A 21,349-nucleotide genomic window follows, 5' to 3' on the forward strand; every position below is an offset into this window, starting at 1 on the left:
ACCGATGAAATCCTCCATCATCCATTCGGCGCGGCTTCTGCCGATGATATTGGCTCTCGCCACCAAGGCGTGGGCGGCCGTGGTCTACAGCGGCATCCAGGACATCCCGATACCGACGACTTTCGACGGTGTGTATCTGGATATCATCACGGAAACCGCCACCGAGCCGTCACCCTCGAGTGGCACCGCCGACCCTGCCGGAGACACCTTCACCATCAGCTACAGCGAACCCGCCGAGTGGGATGTGAACTTCTTCTTCGGCGGTCTCGGCATCGCCCACAGCCCGACGTTCAACCCCTACCGTGACGACGCCGCGGACATCCTCTCGCCGATCCACAATCTCGGACTGAACACTTACATCGACGGCGGCACGGCAACCGCACCGGCACCTGGCGATCCACCGCTTCCGGCCGGCGGCTCCAATCCGCTGACTACCCCGAGCTACGGTGGATCGGGAGACAGCAGCGGCAGTTCGGCAACCAACCATGTCGGTTCCAACGCCTTCCAGTTCCAAAGCGGCACCGAGGGCTACATCGCCTTCGTCCTCGACAATGGCGGGACCACCTACAACGGCTGGATGAGGGTCACGCTCACCGACGACGGCACCCCGGGCACCATCCACGACTGGGCCTACGACACCGACCCGATCCTTATCGGCGCGATCCCCGAACCGGGGGTCGCCTCGCTTGCCCTCGTCGGTGCCTTGTTCGCCGTCACACGCCGACGCCGGTCAACCGGCCGCCCCCGAACCTCCTGAGCCACCGGCACCCGTCCGCCGAATACTGCCCGGCGTGACACCCCGCTCCCGCTTGTAAGCGGAGGAGAAGTAATGGACCGATGAGAACCCGCAGGCGTCGGCCACTTCGCTGACCGTCATGTCTCCGGCGATCAGCAGACGGGTCGCATCGTCCATCTGCCGGTTGAGGATCGCCTGGTGCAAGGTCGTGCGGGTTTCCCTCTTGAAACGCTGCTCAAGCGTTCGGCGCGAGACGCCAACGTAGCGCACCACCGCGTCCACCGACAGGATCGAAAGATCGCTCTCCTGAATCCCGTGAAGCGCTTTCACCACGGCTGGATCCTTTGTCGTGAGACTTCCGGTACTCTCCCTCCGCACCAGCTGGCAGAACTTCGAACGAACCACTTTGCGGCGACCGGGTTCGAGACGCCCTTCGAGCATCTCGTAAGCCAAGCGCGCCGCCTCGTAACCTTGCTGCCAGAAATCCGGGACCACGGCGGTGAGCGGAATCGGCGACATCTCCGCTGTCCTCTGCACGTCCTTGTCGATCACGATCACCGGAATTCGCAGGTCGCGGCGGTCCATCACCTTCATCATTGAATAGACCAACCCCGCATGGGCGCAGAAAAACCCGACACCTTCGCCCAGAGAGCCCAAAGCATCCACCAACCGCTCCGCCGACTCGCCGAGCTTGTAACCCGACACCCAGCCCTCGATCGGAACCACGGTCAGCGCACTTTTTCTCGCTTCCACGAGGAGCCCTTTCCGGGCGTGACGCTCGACGGGATCCGTCGGCCAGTCGACGACAGCAACCCTCTCCAACCCAAGGCGGACAAATTCCTCGACCACCGGTGCGGCACATGACGCATAGTCGAAAAGCGCTTTCGGGAAGATATGCTCGGTCCTCTGGTTCATATTCACCATTGGGATCCGCAGGCTCGCCACCCGGCCCAAAGACTCGTCGTGATCGACGATATTCACGAGCACCGCATCCCAGCCGGGTTGATCAGGCATCCAATCCGCACGCACGGCCCAACGGGGATCGATGATCAATCCGTGCTCTCTCGCGAAGGCTCCCGCGCCCTCAACCAGCCCGGGCACAAAGAAATCCATCAAAACCCCAATCGTCCGTTTCATTAGCACTTTGCGGATTGCGTAGCGATTGCTCAGCCGCTGCGCGATATCCAAAACAAACAACGCAAGAGTGCAAAGACAAACCGGGCACCGGTTGCTCCCATGCCCATGCATGAAAAACACCGCTGCCCTCCTTCTTGCGTGGCCCCTCGCCAACGCGGAGATCGTCGCGAACTACGATCTCGCGACCATCACCGACGACAATCCCGAAGTCGCTGAGACCTTCCTCAGCCCCAGCATCGACGCCGAACCCAACAGCGTTGCCTCCGACCTCACGAGTCCGTCGACCCATGGCGACGACGCCAGTGTTCCCGTTGGCACGATCAATCCGGAGTTTGGTGACCCGTTGAACAACGGCGGCAACCCGGCGATCGGGTGGAGCGGCCGCGGCATCAATCCGGCCGCCGGATTCTCGATCTACTCGCCCGTTGATACCGATTTCACTTTCGATCTGACACCGAACGCACTGAGTGACCTTGAATTCACGTCGCTGAGCCTCACCGCGGGCGTCTTCTCCGGGATCGGTGGTACGACGGCCTACGACTACACGCTTCTCTACAGCCTCGACGGATCCGTCTTCACGCCGGTTGCGACCGTCGCGGCAGGCACCAATCCCGGAGACGCTCCGATCATCACCACTTCGACCACCGCCACCGCCACCATCAGTTTCGATCTGACCGGCGTTGTCGACCTGCAGTCCCAAGCGGGACAGGTCTACTTCAAACTGGACGTCGAACCCGCGGCAGGAGCCAGCACCAACGGCGTACAGTCGCAGCGTGCCGGCTTCATCGACGATCTCACGGTCGAAGCGACCGTAAACACCACCCGCGATCCAATCATCAACGATCCGGGAGACACGGACTTCACCGACGACGGCTCGGGAGTCGCCATCATGATCCCGATCACCAATGACGGCAGCACCCAGAACCTGAGCATCAGCGCGGTCAATCTCACGGGTCCGGACGCGGCCGACTTCGGCCCCGCGATCCTGCCGTCCGACATTTCACCAGGAAACACCGACACGATCGAACTCCCCTTCACTCCAAACGGATCCGGCACCTATGAGGTGGATCTCGAGATCGTTTCGAACGATCCGCTCGAACCGAGCGTCACGCTGACCCTGACCGGAGAGGTCACCGACCCACTCATCGACGTCGACACCAGCGTCGTCAATTTCGGTTCTTTCCCGGCATCTCCCGGCCTGCAAACGACCACCCTCACGATCGGCAACCTCGGAGGAGGAGCGGCCGGCCTGACCCTCGCCGATACCAGTGAGATTCTCGGCGACGCCGGCTTTTCGATTGTTACTCCGCTGCCACTCACCATTACCGCGGGCGGCAGTACCGATATCGAGATCGGCTTCGATCCCAGCAGTGACGTCGGACGTTTCAACGCCACCCTGTTCCTTGATTCCGACGACTACTTCACTCCGACCCAACTGATTCCCCTCACCGCCAGAGTGGAACCATCGGGAACCATCGTTGCCCGTTTCGACTTCGATCCTGCCGAGCTCTCCGGCAGCACCCTCGACCTCGACGGCTCGGCAGCCACGGACTGGACGACCGGCGACCTCACCGATGCCGCCACCGGCAACGGCGCTCTCGGCGCTTCGAATCAGGCTGCCGCCAACCGGGACCTCACTGGCGGACTTGAAGGAAACTTCCTCCGGCTGTCCTCGAACCGCGAAGGCGATGCCCAGACACCTCTTGCCGCGGGGGGGAACGATGAATCGACGTGGAGCACGACGACGGTCGCAGCATTCGGCAGCGGAGGCTCGATCGACTTCACGGGCGGGATCGCCCTCGTGGACACCTATGCGTTCACCAATCTCGGTTCGAACACGGCTGCCGATTGGACGCTCTACTATTCGACCGATGGTGGAGCGACTTGGACCTCGCTCGGCACAAGCAGCGGAGCGGCGACCAGCGATGGCCTCAGCCTGCCAATCGGTCTGTCTTGGGACCTGAGCACCATCGGCAATGCGACCGTTCCCGTGACATTCCTTCTCGACCCCGTCTCTACTGGCGGTACCAATGGCTCGGCAGCCCAGCGAAGCATCGGCTTCGACAATTTCCTGATCTCGGCGGCTTCCGTCACCGCCGGCACCGCCGGCTTTGCGGATTGGGCGACGGGTGAAGGCATCCCGAACGATCCGACCTACGACGCAACCGACAAGGACGGCATCCCGGCGCTCGTCGAATACGCGCTCGGCCTGAGCCCGAGCGTTACCGAGACTCTCGCCGACACCTTCGACCCGGCGACCGGCACCCTGAGCTTCGACCTCGATGCGACCGCCCTGGCGAATGGCGACATCACGGTGGTAATCGAAGAGTCCGACGATCTTGGAGTGACCGACCCCTGGGCCACGGTGGCGACCGACACCGCGGGCAACATAATCGAATACACGCTGCCGACAGGCCAACCGAAGGTCTTCGCCCGACTGAACGTGACTCAGAATCCCTGAGCGGCAACGAAGCTTTCCGACCCGCCCCGGCAGCGTGCCGCGGCGGGTTTCCTTTTGTCTTCAGCCCGCCATCTTTTTGACCTCGTCGCGGACCAGGCTCTTCAGTTCACGCGGAGCGATCACCTTCGCCTTGCTCCCGAAACTCAGGACCCACCGCACCACTTCCTGGAGCGCTCCCGCTTCGAAGCTCACCTCCACCCGGTCGCCCTTGGCATCGAGCACTTTCACCTCCTGGGTCGGATGCCACCGACGCTCCTGCGCCAGTCGCGCCGCGTAATCGCTCAGTATCACCCGGACCACGCTCGACTCCCCCTCGCCGCTCCAGATTCCGAAGCTTCGTCGCAGGTGCTCCCGCCCGTCGAAACCCGGCGGCCGGTCAAAATGCTTCGTCCCGACCTTGAGCCGGGTGATGCGTGGCAGGGCAAAGGTCCGTAGCGCCTCCCTGACTTCGTCGAACGCGATGAGATACCAGCCGCCGTCGACTTCTCCGAGATGCAGCGGGCGCACCTTTCTCGTCTCCGCGGCGTCTCCACCGAGCTTGCGGTAATGGAAACCGATCCCCAGCTGACGGACCACCGCGTCGGCCAGCTCGCCGAAGAGCTTCACCTCGCGTGCGGGCATGTTCGGCACCTTGCGGGAGAACGCCTCGTCGAGGTCCGCCCAATCCAGCGCCACCCGGTCACCGATCGACCGCGTCAGCTTCCCAAAGGCTTCGCGCAACCGCCCGGCAAGCTCCGTGCCGCGGATCGACTCCAGCGCCGTACGGGTGAAGAACAGCGCGGCGATCTCCTCGGCACCGATTTCGAAACTCGGGAAATCCGAGACATCTCCCTCATAACGGTATCCGTGACGCTCGGCGTCATACACCAAGGGTAGTCGGAAGTTGTCGCGCATGAAGGTGATGTCCCTCATCACCGTTTTCGGGGTCACCTCGAGTTCCTCGGCGAGACTGCTGCAATTGGGAAGGCGGCCATCGCGAATCGCCTGATGGATCCGGTGCATCCGCTCGAAAGGCCGCCGCGTGTGCTTCACCGGAGGGCCGCTTGATGGGCTGAAATCTTGCACCGCTCCTTCCATCAAAAACGGTTCAATCGATCCAGAACCAATGTCACCCCACCGATGTCCGACCCCCTCGTTCACCATGGCTTAATGATCCTGCTTCACCCGATCCACAACCTCACCCGCATCCTTCCCTCCTGCCCCAAGCTCCGCGGTCGGAGATCCGCCCCGGAAACCAAGGCCCTGCCCCTCGCGCCGGTACTTCCGGTCGGTCCGACCCGGGATCCGGTGGTGGCATCTTTCCAAACGGCCATCCACGAATGCCGGACCCTCGCGTTCTTCTACCAAGGCGGGAGCACTCCGGGAATTCTCCGCCGGTTCCTTCCGGTATCACTCTACCGCCTCGAGTCCGGCGGACCGGTGTATGCCGTCGGCCGCTGCGCCTTGCGCAACGAAACCCGCACGATCCGCCTCGACCGAGTGAGACTCGGATAGGCGCCGTGAGCACAAAGGACCGCGCGGCTCCGACCGCGCCCCGGAGCCCACGCCATTGCCTCACCCGGACGCACTTCACCTTGCTGTGGGCTACCCTTCCGCCGCGACCGTTCCCGCCTTCACCGCGAACCGTGCGAGCTCCTGGAACTCGGGAGACGCCTCGAGCCAATCCAAGTGGGTGGTCGTGATCCACTTCTGGGCATTTGGCGGCAAGGCCCGCAGCACCGCATTGCGCCGGCCGACATCGAGCTCACCGAAGATGTCATCGATCAGCCAAACCGGCTGCGTCCCCCGACGATCCGCGAGCACCTGCCCTTGGGCCAGCTTCAATGCCAGCGCGAGCGTCCGTTGCTGGCCTTCACTGGCAAAGCTGTCCGCGGCGAGACCGTTGATCTTGAGCACCAATTCATCGCGGTGGGGTCCCACCAGCGTTCTCCTCTGCTTTCGCTCGCGTTCGGCAGCCTGCTCGATGGCAACGCCGAGATCCATGCCGCCCGCCGGCTCATAGACCACTTCGATTCCCTCCTCATGCCCGGCGATCGACGACTGATACCGTGCAACCTCAGGAGCGAGCCGAGCCACCAAATCCGAGCGAACCGGTCTCAGCACTGCCGCCGACTCGATCATCACCGATTCGTAGGAACGGATCTCCGCCTCCCGCGGTCGCGCGTCCTTGAGAAGGAAATTCTTCGCCTTCACGGCCCTCCGGTAACGACCCAACGCCCTCCGGTAGGCCGGCTCCACCTGCATCCCGATGAAGTCGAGGTAGCGGCGCCGCAACTCACCACCGCCCCGCACCAGATCGAGATCCTCGTTCCCCATCCAAACCAACAGACCACCGTCTTCGAGATAAGCCCCCTGGGTGCTCCGTTCCTCCCCATCCGAACGATATCCCATCGGCCTCCGTGGCGCCCAATCGACCCGCCGCTCGGCTCCCCACGCTTCGCCCGCGACTCCGAACCCGCCCGCACCACCGACGCGGGCCAGGGTTGCCATCCGACTCGTCCTTGGCGACTGGAGCCGGACCAGCAGGCAGACCGCCTCCAGCACTGACGTCTTGCCCTGCGCGTTCCGGCCGGTGAAAACCGCGCCCGAATCCGGCACTTCGAGGCCAAGGCCCGGGAAGCAGCGGAAATCGACCACACGCAGACTGCGAAGCATTGCTGCCCCCTACACTGCCCGCGGCCGACGGCAAGCGGCAATGCCCAATCCCGCGGCCAATCCCGCCTTGAAATGCCTGCGGCGGCATGCATCCTCCCCGCCCGCTCCCGGCAACCGCCCCCGGATCCATGGCAGCCCCACGTTTTCAAGCACTTCCCGGCTTCCGCGACTTCCCTCCGAGGGAGTGCGCGGTACGGAACTATCTCTTCGAAACATGGCGGTCGGTCGCCCGGACCTACGGCTTCGTCGAGTATGACACTCCGGTGCTCGAGGACACCGCCCTCTACCTGAAGAAGTCCGGTGGCGAACTTTCTTCGCAGCTGTTCCGCTTCGAGGACCAGGGTGGCCGCGACGTCTGCCTGCGCCCGGAGGTCACGGCTTCGCTCGCCCGCCTGGCCGCCGCCTCCCAGCGCGAGTTCCCCAAGCCGCTGAAGTGGTTCGAGATCGGCCAGTGCTTCCGCTATGAGAAGCCGCAAAAGGGACGCGGCCGGGAGTTCTACCAGTTCAATGTCGATATCCTCGGTGAAGCCGGACCACGCGCCGACGCCGAACTGATCGCGCTGTCGATCGACACGATGCGGGCATTCGGTTTCCGCACCGGCGACTTCGTTGTGCGTGTGTCCGACCGCCAGGCCTGGCTCGACTTCGCCGGCCGCCACGCGATCGACGAGGAACGCATCCCCGACTTTCTCCAGATCATCGACAAGCTCGAACGCGAGAAGCCGGAAGTCACCGCCGAAAAGCTCGCCTCGTTCGGACTAGAGACCGCTCAGATCACCTCGTTCATCGCCGATCCGAAGAGCGCATCATTGGCGTTCGAAACGATCCGTGAGGATCTCGAGGCCCGCGGACTCGCCGGGTTCGTCGAACTCGATCTCTCGATCGTCCGCGGACTGGCCTACTACACCGGTGTCGTCTTCGAAGTCTTCGACAGCGGTAAGTCGATGCGCGCCGTCGCCGGCGGCGGCCGCTACGACACGCTGGTGTCCACGATCGCCGACGGCAACGTCGACCTCCCCGCCACCGGCTTCGCGATGGGCGACTACGTGATCCGCAACTTCATCGAGGAAACCACCGACGCGCTGATGCAGATGGAAGTCTGGCTCCAGCGCCAGCAAGCCGGTTGCGACGTCTACCTTGTCCTTGCCGACGACTCGAAGCGCAATGACGCGCTCGGCATCATGACCGAACTCCGCGAGGCAGGCATCTCCTGCGACATGCCTTTCGGCAGCCTGAAGATCAACAAGCAGTTCCAGCGGGCCGAGCAGACCGGCGCCCGCTTCGCGCTGGTGATCGGCAGCGAACTTCCCGAGCTCAAGCTCAAGGTACTGGCCTCCCGCACCGAAGAGAACTGCCATGTGCTCGGTCTCGCCGACTGGCTGACCGACCGCCTCCAGCAACCCGACGGCCCACTGCTCGCCTGAGACAGGGACCGCACGAATTTTTTCACGAGAATGAGAACGCACCACTGCAACCAACTCCGCGCATCCGACACCGGTGAAACCGTCACCCTGATCGGCTGGGTCAATTCGGCCCGTGACCACGGAGGCGTGATCTTCATCGATCTGCGCGACCGCGAGGGGCTCACCCAGTGTGTGTTCCGGCCGGAGGAGAGCGCGGACGCCGCCAAGCTCTCCCACCAATTGCGCGAGGAAGACGTGGTCCTCGTCACCGGCAAGGTCTCCAAGCGACTTGAAGGCACGGTCAACGAGAAGATCGGCACCGGCGAGATCGAGATCGTCGCGACCTCGCTGACCATCGTCAACAAGGCCGAGGTGCTGCCGTTCCAACTCGACAAGGAGCTTTCCAACGAGGACCTGCGGATGAAGTACCGCTACCTCGACCTGCGCAGGCCGCGGATGACCCGCAACCTGCGAACCCGCCACCGGATCACCAAGTCGGCGCGCGACTTCCTCGACGAGCACGGATTCTGCGAGATCGAGACTCCGATCCTTTCCAAGTCCACCCCGGAAGGCGCACGTGACTTCCTGGTTCCTTCGCGCCTCCAGAGCGGACACTTCTACGCCCTGCCGCAGGCACCTCAGCAGTACAAGCAGCTGCTGATGGTCGGCGGTATCGAGAAGTATTTCCAGGTCGCCAAGTGCTTCCGTGACGAAGACCTGCGCGCCGACCGCCAGCCGGAATTCACACAAATCGACATCGAGAGTTCGTTCGTCGGACAGGATGACATCATCGAGCTCGTCGAAGGACTTCTCGTCCGCGTTTTCAAGGAAGCGATCGACGCCGACGTGGCGCCGGGCTTCGACCGCATGACCTGGCGCGATGCGATGGACCTCTACGGCTCCGACAAGCCCGACCGACGTTTCGACCTGAAATTCGTCGATCTGACCGAAGAGTTGCGCAACTGCGAGTTCCGCGTCTTCTCGGGTGCTGTCGCGGCAGGCGGTGTGGTCAAGGCGATCAACGCCAAGGGCTTCGCCGACATCTCAACCGGCCAAATCGACAAGCTGACCAAGCTCGCGCAGGACGCGGGCGCCAAGGGGCTCGCCTACATCCAGGCGCGTGGTGAGGAGCGCGAATCCTGGCGCTCCCCGTTCGTCAAGCGCATGACCGACGAGGAGGTCGAGGCGCTGCGCACCAAACTCAACATCGAGCCCGGCGACCTGATTCTCTTCGCCGCCGACCAGTGGGAAAGCGCCTGCGACGTACTCGGTCGGGTGCGCCTCGCCTGCGCCGACATGCAGAAGCTGACCGAAGGCAGCACCGAACTCGACTTTCTGTGGGTTACCGAATTCCCGCTTCTCGCCTTCGACGAGGAGGAGGGCCGCTACGTCGCCGTTCACCACCCGTTCACCCGTCCGCACCCGGACGACGAGCAGAAGCTCCTTGCCGGCGAGCTTTCCACCGACATCCGGGCCCTCGCCTACGACGTAGTGCTGAACGGCCACGAACTCGGCGGTGGCTCGATCCGGATTCATGAAGCGACCCTGCAGAGCGCGATGTTCAAGGCTCTCGGCATCAGCGAGGAGCAGGCTGCCGAAGAATTCGGCCATATCCTCGACGCCTTCCGCTTCGGAGCCCCTCCCCACGGCGGCGTCGCACTGGGCCTCGACCGGCTGGTGATGCTCGTTTGCGGTGAACACTCGATCCGCGAGGTCATCGCATTCCCGAAGAACAACAAGGGTAGCGACCTGATGTCGCAATCGCCTGCCGAGGTCGACCCGAAGCAGCTGCGCGACCTGCGGATTCAGTCGACGGCACGCAAGCCAGCTCCCGGTTCGACTCCCGAAGCATCCTGATACCGGATACGGACTTCAACATTCCCGATCGCCGGGCGTGTACACGGAAATCGGCTCACCCCGGTGATGTGGGTGAGCCGGGTTGGTTCGAGTTGCCTGAAGCAACCCGGAGAAGCCGATCAGGCTGCGATCTCGTAGTGCTCGGCGATCTGGCGGAAGATCCGGTCGCGACGTTCGCGGGCTTGTTCGACGTCGCGGGTCTTCAGCGAGAAGCGGAGGCGCTCGGCAGTGGCGTCCGGCTTGTGGACAGTGAGGTGGCACCACCACACTCCACGATTGTTCCAGAGATGGTGGTTGGGGTTGTCATGATTCACCCTGAGGGCGAGTTTGGGCTTACGTTTCATGCGGATTGGTGACGATGCTGGGTATACGGGCACCTGAAACACGGGCAGTCCAATAAGGTATTGGCGGTTTCCGGCACCGCCATTCCAGCGGATTTCGGACGCCACGCAAGCCATTTTACCCAGACCCGAGTGTTGCGTCGGTTTTCCGCCTAAAACCAAGCAGGAGCCTCAACCGTGGCGCAGCGCCTCGGAAAACACCTGTTCAAGATGCCCGGGGTCCTCCTCCCCCACGGAAACCCGAAGCAAATGGGCCGGAACCCCACATCCCTCCGCCCAATCAAGCTCCTGATAATGAGCGAGCAGCGTGTACGGGCACGCCAGCGTGAAGCGGGTGCCGAAGCTGGGACCTTTCGAGACATTGAGCGCGTCATAAACCTTCGGCGCCTTGCGTGGAGACTTGAGAACGAAGGAAAAAAGCGCCCCGAAACCACCATCAGGTGACATCACCTTCTCGTAGCGAGCGCGATGCACCCGCGACGGGTGCCAGACTTCCGCGACCGCCGGGTGTTCCGCGAGGAACTCGACCAAACGCAGCGCGGTGGCATTCGGCTTCGCCATCCGGGCACGGTAGCCTTTCAGATTCGACAGAAGGACCTGCACATCTCCGAGATACATCGGCGATGTCTCCACCGCCTCGACCTCAAGCGCCGCATGCAGATCAGTCGCGAACGGAGAATCGCTACGGACCACCGCGGCGCCACCCATCACGTCGCCCGCCCCCGACAGCCACTTCGTCAGGCTGCAGGTCACCACGTCCGCAAACGGCAGCACCCGCACATTGAAGGGCCCTACCGACGAGTCGTCGACAATCAGCGGCGTCCCTCCCTCGGCACATGCCGATGCGACCCGCTCGAGATCGATTGTCCGCAGCAGCGGATTGCTCGGCACTTCCGTGAAGACTCCGGCGAATTCTCCGCGCCCGATGCGCTGGAGAGCCTCTTCGAACGACTCACCCTCCGCTTCGTTGAGAAACACGACGCCACTGCCGAAAAACTCCTGAACCTTCAGCGAGTCGACATAGGGAAACTCAAGCTGCAGCGTCTTCCGCCCCTCGGCCACTCCGGGCAGGGAGCGCAGTAGCGCCGTCACGGCCGACATCCCGCTTGAGAACACGCTCACGTTCGATGACTCCGTGCCGTAGAGCGTGGCGAGCCGCCGCTTCAGCAAATGCAGCTTGGAGCCCTCCTTGAGTCCCCCGTTCAGCCAATCTTCCGCCATGCGGCTGCTCACCAACTCTCCGGTGAACCTTTGGTACTCGTTGGCGACCGATCCGGCCTTCGCCGGAACCACCACCGCCTGGAAGCCATGGAATCCGGAAGAACGCGCGGCGATCTGAGCCTTCTTCTCAATCCAGCGCTGGGCCCGTTGGGCCGAACCCTTGGTTGGGAAGAGAAACACCTTCTCTCCATCTCCTGCGAGTTCCTCCTCCGCCCTCAGGGTCAGTCTTCCAAGGAGCGGGTTCCGGACAAACCGGGGATAGCCCGATTTCAGCCGCCGCATGATCTTGTCGCGGCCCTCTTCATAGCCGGTCACCGACGCCCATGTCGGTAAGCACACCGAGCAGGCATGCGGAGAGTCCGGAAGCGGGACACCAAGGTCACTTTCCGAGCACGCCGGCTGGTCGACAAAGTTTCGCATGCGCGCCTCCTGCTTGGGACCGAATGCCTTGATTGCGCAAGCGGTTTTCGAGCCCGACCAGAAATCAGCCCCGCTTCCCTTCCCTTGTGAATCGGAGCCTCCGTCAGGATTCGCGATCAAGGATGCTAACGAGACAACCCAATCGGGTCATAGCGGAGCACCCCGGTTCTGCGCCATGATCCGAGGCAAGTATTCAACGGGCTGCATCTCGAGTTTTATCTCAATCTGCTATGTAGTTGCTTTCCGGGCAACCCTATTTGTATTTACAACCCGTATCACTGGCTATACTGTGTCCATGAATTAAATGAAAAGCACTTTAAACCCATCTTTTCGTGCCACCCAACACCATCGAAGGCAGCCCGGCTTCGCTTTGGTGATCACTGTGACGCTGATGGTCCTGCTCGCTCTGCTGGCGGTCGGACTGCTTAGCCTCTCCACGATTTCCCTCCGAGCGTCGTCCCAAGGCGACGCCATGCAGCAGGCCCAAGCCAACGCCCGTCTCGGTCTGACTTTGGCAATCGGGGAAATCCAGAAGCGCCTCGGCGACGACCGCCGCATCACCGCGCCCGCCACTTTCGAAGATCCCAATGCCCCCGCCCATCTTGCGGGCGTCTGGGAGGGGGTGCCGCAGAACGTTGAGCAGCCGTCGGCTGAAGCTGCCGACCGCTTTCTCGGTTACATCTCGTCCGGGATCGAGGAGAACCCGAGGGCTTTGCCTGCCAAGGACGGCATTCCGCTCTTGGATGAAGGGTCCCTCGGACCGAATCCCGATCCGGAAGATATCGTCCTCGCGCCGACCGTCGATATGGCGATCGGAGGAAACCGGACCGACGGGCGCTTCGCATGGACTGCGTTCGACGAAAGCCTGAAGGCCAAGGCGGACCTCGTGCGCGAGGAGCCGCGCCTGCCGATCGCATCCCAAGCCTTGCTCGGGGCCGCGCCGCGTTTCGGCATGGAGCAGTTCCCCGAAGTCGAAAGCTTCAATTGGTCCCGCGAGACGTCCCAGAACAAGCTCGTGAGTCTCCAGAGCTCCGACCTGCTCCCGGGATTGGCCGAACTGGGTGACCTCCAGCATGACGTCACCGTGTTCAGCCACGGCGTGATCTCCGACCCGGGCAATGGCGGTCTGAAGCGCGACCTCAGCCGGATCGCCGACGACCTGCCGTCGGACATGCGCCGGGAGCCCATCTATGACGACCGCTCCCTCGTCCGAGCGGAGAACAATCCGCTGTGGTCGCACCTCGCCGACTACGCGTCGCTCTACAAGGAAACGATCCGCTCCAGCAACGGAGGCTACGAGATCGAAGCCGCCGCGCCGAGGGATGGCGAACCCCGCCTCAACCGTCGCGACAACGCCTACACCGATCCGCAGACTCCCAGCGAGACGCCGCTGACCCCGGTGGTCTCGAAGGTCGAGCTCCAGTTCACGCTCATCGCCAAGGACGCGCACGGTCACTGGCCGGGAACGATCCGCAACAAGACCGGCGACAGCCGCCGGACTTACATGCTCTACCTGATCTACACGCCGATCGTCACTTTGTACAACCCTTACAACGTGCCGATCGAAACGCAGGGCATGCGCATTGATTTCGCGGACGTGCCGATCGGCTTCCGCTTCTATCGCGGCGACAGCCAGCGCGCCCTCCAGCCGCAGACGACCGACCTCGCCCACTTCAATCAGCTCTACCTTTACCACGACTCCAACAGCAGCACCGCGAAGGCGTTCGGATTGAATGTCCGCGGCGCCTACGGTTCGGGCAGTAGTTCCGTTCCGATCCGTTTGCTTCCGGGTGAGTCGAAGGTCTTCGGCGAGTCGGTCGACGGCAATTGGTCGTGGAACAACAACGGCGGTGTCTTCGACTGGGCCGACCGCGACGGCAAAGGGCTGACCGCCGATGTCACCCTCGGCCCGGGTTACGCCCGCGGCATGGGCTTCTGGGTCGACTGGCTGACGCCCGACCACATGCTCACCGCCTACGACGACGGCATGGGCATCTACTCGATGCGCTCGACCGACTTCATCGACGTCGAGTTTGCCCCGATGCCCTCCCAGGCATCCGGTAACAAGCTCTCGATCGACGTCTCGCTGGTGACCACCGACCGCCGCCGGGAGACGACGACCCGCGTCGGAACCTACTTCCTCAGCTTCAATGACCGGCGCGACCCCGCAGGCCTCCTCACCAAGGCGATGTCCACCGGGCAGGAACGGGTGCGTTATCCCGCCCGACTCCAGCGTCCCTACCGCACGACCGAGATCTACCAGAGCCCGGCCGACCGGATTAAGGATTACTCGCGGGTGAAGCCGTTCGCGACCTTCAGTTTCGAAGCAAAGACCACACTCGACGCGAAGACACCGTCGAAACCGTGGGTCCAAGGTGCCCAAGCGAGCAACATGAGCGTGATCCGTCTCGAAAGCGAGAAGGCCGACCACGCGACCCATGATGTCGCGATGCGCCAGATCGGACCCAACGACGAGTATCCGTGGGATCCGCTCACCGACCGCGCCTTCTTCTTCACCGCGAAGGACGCCGACATGGGCATCACCTCGGCACCGCAGTTCGAGATCCCCGCCCTTCCCCTTCAGTCTCCGGCCCAGCTGCGCCACGCCCGTCTCGCGCCGCAAGGCTTCCTCGGATCGCCGAACTACACCGTCGGCGAATCGTGGGCGAGCCCGCTAATGCCTCCGAACCGCGTCACCTATGATGCCGGCCAGGGTTACGAGCTGCTCGACCACTCGTGGCTTCTGAACAGCAAGCTGTGGGACGGCTACTTCTTCTCGACCATCTGCCAGCACGGCGGAGCGGCGATGGATTCACGGCGCGGCGCCGCGGACGTGGCCAAAGGCTTCTTCGATGGTTCGGAGCGCCTGCTCAATTCGCGACTGATCAGCTACACCGACCGCCCCACCGAAGAACTGGTGGCGGACGTTGTGGACGAGACCGGTTATCTGCACACGGCCGCCCACCTCATGATCGACGGACCGTTTAACGTGAACACGCTGTCGATCGATGCATGGAAGACCTTGCTCGCCTCGCTGAACGAGGAGGACGTCACCTACTACGACGGCACCGGAGGCCCGGCCGGCATCGGTGAGGAAGACACCATCTCAAGGGCGGACAATCCGCTGAGCAGGATGCGCCGTCCCACCGGCCGACCGGTCGAGGATTCCATCGGCGCTCCTCCGGAAGTTGCCCGCGAAGGGCGCTGGAAGGGCTTCCGCACGCTCGACGACGACCAGATCGAGCGACTGGCCGAAGAAATTGTCGATGAAGTCCGCGAACGTGGCCCGTTCCTCTCGCTGGCCGACTTCGTTAACCGCCGCGTCGGCAACGACAAGGATCTCGCCCTGAAGGGTGCCCTTCAGGCGGCCATCGACCGGACCGACATCAATGCCGAGTTCGATGAGGACTCGATCATTTACGGTGCGGCTGAGACCGCCGATTCCGACTTCCCGTTCGAGGAGGCGATGCACGGCCCGAGTGCCACCGGAGCTCCCGGTTTCCTCACCCAGGGCGATATCCTGTCGACTGTCGGCCAAGTCATGACGGTCCGCTCGGACACCTTCCGCATCCGCTCCTATGGTGAGGCGGTGGACAGCTCCGGCCGCGTCTCTGCCCGTGCCTGGTGCGAAGCGGTGATCCAGCGGACTCCCGACTACCTCGACCCGACGGACGAGGCTTTCGACGAGCCGACGACCGCAGCGAACGAGACCTTCGGTCGCCGCTTTGTGGTGACCGCCTTCCGTTGGCTGGCTCCCGAGGAGGTTTGATTCGGATGCCACTTGTCCCGATGACCCAACGGCAGCAACTTCCCGGCATGCTTCGCACGTTCGCATTTCTCATTGCCGCACTGGTTCTGCCCGTTGCCGGGCAGAGCGAGGAGCGCCTGCTCAACGTCCGCACCCTCTGCTTTTCCTACATCGATGACGTCAAAAGCGTCTTCGTGCCGGGTGAGCGGAAGGGCGAGATGCTCGAGCAGGAGCTCTACACCGCGGTCTACTCGCTTCCGTTTCAGATGAGGGCCACGGGGGGCAAGGGTGTCTTCTTCCTCCCCAACGACGATCCGGAGAAGCCCTACAAGGCGCTACCGGCGGTCGAGCTTCCCGCGACCTCGGAGATCCTCTTCCTGTTCCTGCCCTCACCCGACAAGGCGAAGTCACCGTACCGGATCGTCGCGCTGCCGGACGACACGCGCAGCTTCCCCTACGGCTCGGTGCGCCTGATGAACCTTTCGAACCACAACGTGCGCATCCACATGGGTGAACATAGCGGCGGCAAGGCCGTCAACCTGACCCCCGGGAAATCCAGACTCGTCGATTCCGTCCGCAAGGTCGACGGGCTGAACCGTTATCCGGTTCTGTCCGAGTATGAGACCGACAAGGGATTCGCCCGTTTCCACAACACTGCATGGCGGTCGATCAAGGACAAGCGGGACCTCGCGATCATCTACACCGAGCCCAAGTCCGGACACCCCCGGATCAAGCACTACGAGGACGCGGCGCCCGCCGACCTCGGCTCGGGTGACCCGGGCTGAAGAATTTCCGCTACCCAACGGGCGGATTCGGGTTCTACTTGGGGTATGAAAGGTTGGAAGCCGTGGGCCGCCCTCGTCGCAATTGTGGCGATCGGCCTCGGCGTCGGCCGGTGGATCGGTAATTCGGCGACCGGCACGGTGGATCCGGAGCTGCCACCTGTCACCAAGCTGCGCGCCCCGAAGACGGAGCGTGACTCGGTGATCCGAACCCCGAAAACGTCGGAGCGCCCCCCGTCCCAGCCGAAGTTCGATCGCGAGGCGTCCGAACTCGGAGCCCTTCCCGGCCAGCGGACGATCACCTTCCGCGACGCCGAGTCGATGCGCCGGTTCCTCGAGGCGATCGCCGGCAAAGGGATTGCGGTGCTCGGTTCGATCGATGCCCTTAACACATTGCGGGTCGGCTTCCTAAACGCGGACGAGCTGGCGGCGCTGCTCGACGGAACCGAAGACACGGGCTTCATCTTTCCGGTTTATGTGCCGGGTGGCGGAAGCATCCAGGACGGAGCTATCGGCTTCGGCGATCAATTCCTCCGCTGGCTCGGAGTCGAGGGAGAAACGATGGGGCTCGGCAAGGGGCTGAAGATCGCGGTGCTCGACACCGGCATCGCCGCGAATGGACAGTTTACCAACAAGGTCATTTCGACCAACTACGTCGAGCTGCCGGACAATCCGGCAGACCAGAACGGTCACGGCACCGCTGTTGCCTCCCTGATTGCCAGCGAACTCGGACTCGCTCCGGACGCGACCCTGCTGTCCTACCGGATCGCGGACGACGGCGGGTCGTCCGATACCTTCGTGCTGGCGCAGGCGATCATCGCCGCCACCGACGCCGGCGCCGATCTGATCAACATCTCGCTCGGATCGATGAGTCGCAGCGCGATTCTCGAGAATGCCGTCAACTACGCGGCAGAAGCCGGAGTGCTGATCGTCGCTTCGGCTGGCAACGACGGGTTCAACCGGATCGCGTATCCGGCCGGCTACGATCAGGTGATCGGAGTCGGCGCGGTCGACGCCAAAGGCGAGCACCTCCTTTTCTCCAACTCGGGCGACGTCTCGATCGTTGCCCCCGGGCTGGCGCTCACCTCGGCGTGGCCCGACGACCAGACGATCAACTTCACCGGCACCTCGGCCAGTTCACCGGTCGTCACCGGTGCCATCGCCGCCGTCATGACCCAGTTCCGTGTGCCTGCGGCAACCGCATGGCAGATGCTCGTCGACTCGGCCAACGAAGCCGGCCCGCCGGGTGACGACTCAAGCTACGGTGCCGGAGTCCTGAATGTCGGGCGCACCTTCGACAGCAAGACCACCGGCATCACCGATCTCGCCTTGGCTTCGAACTACGTCACTACCGACGCACAGGGCCAGACGGTGCTCCAGGTGACCGTTGAGAACCGCGGAACCTCGCGGATCATCAATGCGCCGGTCAGCGTCACCACACCGGCCGGATCCACGCAGTTGAACGTCACCACGCTTTCGCCGGGAGAGATCCAGACCTTCAACCTTCCGCTGACCCTCGGTTCGGAGGAAATCCAGATCGACTCGGTGGTGAAGGTTTCTGGTGGCGGCACCGATGCGAATCCGGCAAACAACCGGCGAGTCGATGTTGTCGTTCCCGCGGAAGATCCCTGAATTGCTCGCCACCCTGCTGCTCGCGGGTTCGGCCATGGCCGACGAGCGCTGGGCACCCCATGCGGTCGCCGGCCCGGTAGATCAGCTGAGTGTGGCTGGCAATGCCTGTGGCCCCGCCGCGCTGCTGGCGTCGCTCCGTTGCGGCAGCGAGAAATGGCGGGGCGTTCCGGAGCGCATCCCCGGCAGCAGTGACAAGTCGAAGCTGCTCTACATCATCCGCGCCCACGGCATCCGCCCCTCCGCCAGCCTCAAGGGGCGCAACCGCTGGACCGGCGCCGGGATCAACGCGGAAGACCTCGCCGACATTGCCGAGGAACTCGCCGCCATCGGTGGCCTCCCGAATCCCAAGACCGAGAGCATTCTCCTCCAGAAGCGGGAGAAGCCCGACAAACTACTGCGCCGCAGCCACGACCGGCTTCGCGACTCGTTGAAGGACGGATTTCCACCGGTGCTCAGCCTGCGCCGCTACGTCTGGCGAAATGGAGCATGGCAGGCACTCCAAGGGCACTTCGTGACGGTCGTCATGGTCCCGGAGAAGCTGGAACGTGGCGCATCGAGTCACGAGTTCGTCTACTTCGATCCATGGGGAGGAAAGAAGGTCCGCGGTTCGTTCCGCATTCCGCCGCTTCCCGTACTCAGCACCGACGGCAAGACGTCATCCTGCCTCGAGGCGGTCGTTCCCGACGCCAACATCGGCCGCTCCAAGGTACGGTCAGGCGAGCGGACCGTCGTCGTTCCCACCGTGATCACCGGCCGTTGGTAGCCATGCTGATCTACCTCCACATCCCGTTCTGCCACCGGATCTGCCCTTACTGCTCGTTCTACAAACACACCCCGGGCGCCACTCCGATCCCGAGGTTCATCGACGCCCTCCTCACCGAAGCACGGCAGCGAATGGCGCCCCCTTCTCCCGTTCCACGGACCCTCTATCTCGGCGGCGGAACCCCATCGATGCTGTCGCCGGGGCATTTGCGCCGCCTCTTCGATGGCCTGGCGGCGATCACGAACCTCGAAGCACTCGACGAGATCACCCTTGAGGCAAATCCCGCGACCTTCGACCTCGCGAAAGCCCGGCTCTTTCGGGAACTCGGCGTCCGCCGCGTGTCGCTCGGCATCCAATCGTTTCACGGCCCGACGCTCGGCTCGCTCGGCCGCGAACACACGCCTGAGCAAGCCGCGGAATCGGTCCGGCTGCTTCGCGAGGCAGGCATGCCCTCGGTCAACATCGACCTGATGTTCTCGGTTCCCGGGCTCGCTCTCGACGACTGGCGCCGCACGCTGGAGCAGACGCTCCGCCTCGAACCCGACCACGTGTCCGCCTACAACCTGACCTACGAGGAGGACACCGACTTCTTCGAAATGCTCGCCAAGGGTGAACTCGACGCCGATGAGGATCGCGATGCTGATCAGTTCCTCCTCGCACGCGAGATGCTGACCGCCGCCGGCTTCGAGCACTACGAGACATCGAACTACGCCCGCCCCGGGCAACGCTCGTCCCACAATCACGGCTATTGGAACGGCGAAGACTACCTCGGACTCGGGCCGTCCGCCGTTTCGACCGTATCAGGCATCCGCACCCGCAACGTGCCCGACACCGAGCGCTACGTGAAGATGATCGAAACCGTCGGCAACGCCGCCACCGAGTCCGAAGCGCTCACTCCGGCCCAACTCCGCATCGAGCGCATCGCGCTGCTGCTCCGCACCTCGGAGGGAGTTCCGGCCGAGCTGCTTGAGGAGACCGACCCGTCGCGGGTCGTCGACAGCGGTCTCGCCAGCCTGAAGAACGGCCGTCTCGTTCTGACCCCCGAGGGTCTCCCTCTGGTCGATGCCATCGCTGCCGAGATCATCTGAGCGGATGTTCAGCGTTGGACCCCCGGCCAAGGATGTACAATCTCCCCCCGTGTCCGCCGCCTACTCCCTCGCCCGTTCCCTGCTGTTTCGACTCGATGCGGAAAATGCACACCATTTGAGCCTGCGCGCCCTCCGTGCCGCCGAGCGGGCCGGCATCCTTCCCCTGCTCTACCCGCAGCCGGAGTGCATCGCCCCTGTCGAGGTGATGGGCCTGAGATTTCCCAACCGGATCGGACTGGCCGCCGGCCTCGACAAGGAAGGAAACACGATCGATGCGCTCGGCCGCCTCGGATTCGGTTTCATCGAGATCGGCACGATCACCCCACGCCCACAGGCGGGAAACCCGAAGCCCCGGCTGTTCCGGCTCGTCGAACACGAGTCGATCATCAACCGCATGGGATTCAACAACCCGGGGATCGAAGAAGGCGTGCGCAATGTCCGGGCGTCGCGTCGCTTCGAAGGCGTGATCGGGTTCAACATCGGCAAGAACAAGGACACGCCCAACGAGCGTGCGGCCGATGACTACCTCATCTGCCTGCGGGAGGCCTACCCGGTCGCCGACTACATCGTGGTGAACCTTTCCTCCCCCAACACCCCGGGCTTGCGCGACCTCCAGGGAGAAGAGGCTTCGGCGAAACTTCTGGAAACCCTCAAAGCGGAGCAGGCGAAGCTCGAGCAACAACACGGCAGACGGGTGCCGCTGCTTTTCAAAGTGGCGCCGGACCTCGACCCGGAGCACATCACCGGATTGTCGCGGGTGTTTCTCGATGGCGGTCTCGACGGACTCATCGCCACCAACACGACCATCACGCGCGACGCCGTCGCAGGGCATCGCCTCGCCGATGAGGCGGGCGGCCTGTCCGGCCGTGTGCTGCTTGAGCGCAGCAACGAAGTGATCCGCGCGTTCGCCACGGAACTCGGCGGACAGGTCCCGATCATCGGCGCCGGCGGCGTCTCATCACCCGGCGATGCGGTATCGAAACTCCGGGCGGGAGCTTCCCTCGTCCAGATCTACTCGGCCTTCATTTTCCAAGGGCCGGACTTGATCCGAAACTGCGCCGAAAGGCTCGTTTCCGAGCCCCTTTGAAAGGTTTTCGGATGATTC

The 21,349-nt window shown here is 63.5% G+C and carries 16 protein-coding genes; 11 read left to right on the forward strand and 5 right to left on the reverse strand.

Annotated features, from left to right (window positions below):
* Window positions 1–4: 4 nt before the first annotated feature.
* Window positions 5–757, forward strand: a complete 753-nt coding sequence (locus HAHE_RS00145; RefSeq protein ID WP_338687479.1) for a hypothetical protein — start codon at window positions 5–7, stop codon at window positions 755–757.
* Here HAHE_RS00145 and HAHE_RS00150 read toward each other — a convergent pair.
* Entirely contained in the window at window positions 731–1,750 is a 1,020-nt protein-coding gene (locus HAHE_RS00150; protein WP_338687480.1) for a helix-turn-helix domain-containing protein, read from the reverse strand. The two genes, HAHE_RS00145 and HAHE_RS00150, sit on opposite strands and share 27 nt — an antisense overlap.
* A 232-nt stretch (window positions 1,751–1,982) precedes the next feature.
* Here HAHE_RS00150 and HAHE_RS00155 point away from each other — a divergent pair, with 232 nt between their 5' ends.
* Complete coding sequence (locus HAHE_RS00155) at window positions 1,983–4,334, forward strand: choice-of-anchor D domain-containing protein (protein WP_338687481.1); 2,352 nt, start codon at window positions 1,983–1,985, stop codon at window positions 4,332–4,334.
* Between the two features lie 60 nt (window positions 4,335–4,394).
* On the opposite strand, the gene HAHE_RS00160 is transcribed toward HAHE_RS00155, so the two are convergent.
* Window positions 4,395–5,366, reverse strand: a complete 972-nt coding sequence (locus HAHE_RS00160; RefSeq protein WP_338687483.1) for a WYL domain-containing protein — start codon at window positions 5,364–5,366, stop codon at window positions 4,395–4,397.
* Between the two features lie 87 nt (window positions 5,367–5,453).
* Here HAHE_RS00160 and HAHE_RS00165 point away from each other — a divergent pair, with 87 nt between their 5' ends.
* On the forward strand, window positions 5,454–5,828 hold the full coding sequence (locus HAHE_RS00165) for a WYL domain-containing protein (protein ID WP_338687485.1): 375 nt from the start codon (window positions 5,454–5,456) through the stop codon (window positions 5,826–5,828).
* A gap of 90 nt (window positions 5,829–5,918) precedes the next feature.
* On the opposite strand, the gene recF is transcribed toward HAHE_RS00165, so the two are convergent.
* Window positions 5,919–6,989 (reverse strand): DNA replication/repair protein RecF, encoded by a 1,071-nt coding sequence (recF, locus tag HAHE_RS00170; RefSeq protein WP_338687487.1) that lies wholly within the window; start codon window positions 6,987–6,989, stop codon window positions 5,919–5,921.
* Window positions 6,990–7,117: 128 nt separating this feature from the next.
* Here recF and hisS point away from each other — a divergent pair, with 128 nt between their 5' ends.
* Together hisS and aspS are read left to right on the forward strand one after the other, a co-directional pair.
* Window positions 7,118–8,413: a histidine--tRNA ligase gene (gene hisS / locus HAHE_RS00175; RefSeq protein WP_338687489.1), complete on the forward strand. Its 1,296-nt coding sequence runs from the start codon at window positions 7,118–7,120 to the stop codon at window positions 8,411–8,413.
* Between the two features lie 30 nt (window positions 8,414–8,443).
* Window positions 8,444–10,249: an aspartate--tRNA ligase gene (aspS, locus tag HAHE_RS00180; protein WP_338687490.1), complete on the forward strand. Its 1,806-nt coding sequence runs from the start codon at window positions 8,444–8,446 to the stop codon at window positions 10,247–10,249.
* A gap of 119 nt (window positions 10,250–10,368) precedes the next feature.
* Here aspS and HAHE_RS00185 read toward each other — a convergent pair whose 3' ends face one another.
* Window positions 10,369–10,593, reverse strand: coding sequence for a hypothetical protein (locus HAHE_RS00185; RefSeq protein WP_338687492.1), 225 nt, complete (start codon window positions 10,591–10,593; stop codon window positions 10,369–10,371).
* Window positions 10,594–10,761: 168 nt separating this feature from the next.
* Complete coding sequence (locus HAHE_RS00190; protein WP_338687494.1) at window positions 10,762–12,231, reverse strand: PLP-dependent transferase; 1,470 nt, start codon at window positions 12,229–12,231, stop codon at window positions 10,762–10,764.
* Window positions 12,232–12,622: 391 nt separating this feature from the next.
* Between HAHE_RS00190 and HAHE_RS00195 the strand changes: the two genes are divergently transcribed.
* Genes HAHE_RS00195 through HAHE_RS00220 form a run of 6 tightly spaced genes read left to right on the forward strand, consistent with a single transcriptional unit; the run spans window position 12,623 to window position 21,331 of the window.
* On the forward strand, window positions 12,623–16,000 hold the full coding sequence (locus HAHE_RS00195) for a hypothetical protein (RefSeq protein ID WP_338687495.1): 3,378 nt from the start codon (window positions 12,623–12,625) through the stop codon (window positions 15,998–16,000).
* Between the two features lie 47 nt (window positions 16,001–16,047).
* The gene (locus HAHE_RS00200; RefSeq protein ID WP_338687497.1) at window positions 16,048–16,764 is read left to right on the forward strand and encodes a hypothetical protein; all 717 of its coding nucleotides are present in this window, start codon (window positions 16,048–16,050) and stop codon (window positions 16,762–16,764) included.
* Window positions 16,765–16,809: 45 nt separating this feature from the next.
* A complete protein-coding gene (locus HAHE_RS00205; protein ID WP_338687499.1) occupies window positions 16,810–18,393 on the forward strand; it encodes a S8 family peptidase in 1,584 nt (527 codons plus the stop codon).
* On the forward strand, window positions 18,365–19,156 hold the full coding sequence (locus HAHE_RS00210) for a hypothetical protein (RefSeq protein WP_338687501.1): 792 nt from the start codon (window positions 18,365–18,367) through the stop codon (window positions 19,154–19,156). The genes HAHE_RS00205 and HAHE_RS00210 overlap by 29 nt, the downstream gene beginning before the upstream one ends.
* 2 nt (window positions 19,157–19,158) lie before the next feature.
* Entirely contained in the window at window positions 19,159–20,244 is a 1,086-nt protein-coding gene (gene hemW / locus HAHE_RS00215; RefSeq protein ID WP_338687502.1) for a radical SAM family heme chaperone HemW, read from the forward strand.
* A 4-nt stretch (window positions 20,245–20,248) separates the two neighbouring features.
* A complete protein-coding gene (locus tag HAHE_RS00220; protein WP_425510997.1) occupies window positions 20,249–21,331 on the forward strand; it encodes a quinone-dependent dihydroorotate dehydrogenase in 1,083 nt (360 codons plus the stop codon).
* Window positions 21,332–21,349 lie beyond the last annotated feature (18 nt).

The organism is Haloferula helveola, assembly GCF_037076345.1.
Classification (GTDB): domain Bacteria; phylum Verrucomicrobiota; class Verrucomicrobiia; order Verrucomicrobiales; family Akkermansiaceae; genus Haloferula; species Haloferula helveola.

Coding starts and splice junctions, on each gene's coding strand:
- HAHE_RS00145 (WP_338687479.1), top strand. CDS start 5: ATGAAATCCTCCATCATCCATTCGGCGCGGCTTCTGCCGATGATATTG.
- HAHE_RS00150 (WP_338687480.1), bottom strand. CDS start 1,750: ATGCCTGATCAACCCGGCTGGGATGCGGTGCTCGTGAATATCGTCGAT.
- HAHE_RS00155 (WP_338687481.1), top strand. CDS start 1,983: ATGAAAAACACCGCTGCCCTCCTTCTTGCGTGGCCCCTCGCCAACGCG.
- HAHE_RS00165 (WP_338687485.1), top strand. CDS start 5,454: ATGTCCGACCCCCTCGTTCACCATGGCTTAATGATCCTGCTTCACCCG.
- recF (WP_338687487.1), bottom strand. CDS start 6,989: ATGCTTCGCAGTCTGCGTGTGGTCGATTTCCGCTGCTTCCCGGGCCTT.
- hisS (WP_338687489.1), top strand. CDS start 7,118: ATGGCAGCCCCACGTTTTCAAGCACTTCCCGGCTTCCGCGACTTCCCT.
- aspS (WP_338687490.1), top strand. CDS start 8,444: ATGAGAACGCACCACTGCAACCAACTCCGCGCATCCGACACCGGTGAA.
- HAHE_RS00185 (WP_338687492.1), bottom strand. CDS start 10,593: ATGAAACGTAAGCCCAAACTCGCCCTCAGGGTGAATCATGACAACCCC.
- HAHE_RS00190 (WP_338687494.1), bottom strand. CDS start 12,231: ATGCGAAACTTTGTCGACCAGCCGGCGTGCTCGGAAAGTGACCTTGGT.
- HAHE_RS00195 (WP_338687495.1), top strand. CDS start 12,623: ATGGTCCTGCTCGCTCTGCTGGCGGTCGGACTGCTTAGCCTCTCCACG.
- HAHE_RS00200 (WP_338687497.1), top strand. CDS start 16,048: ATGCTTCGCACGTTCGCATTTCTCATTGCCGCACTGGTTCTGCCCGTT.
- HAHE_RS00205 (WP_338687499.1), top strand. CDS start 16,810: ATGAAAGGTTGGAAGCCGTGGGCCGCCCTCGTCGCAATTGTGGCGATC.
- HAHE_RS00210 (WP_338687501.1), top strand. CDS start 18,365: ATGTTGTCGTTCCCGCGGAAGATCCCTGAATTGCTCGCCACCCTGCTG.
- hemW (WP_338687502.1), top strand. CDS start 19,159: ATGCTGATCTACCTCCACATCCCGTTCTGCCACCGGATCTGCCCTTAC.
- HAHE_RS00220 (WP_425510997.1), top strand. CDS start 20,249: ATGTTCAGCGTTGGACCCCCGGCCAAGGATGTACAATCTCCCCCCGTG.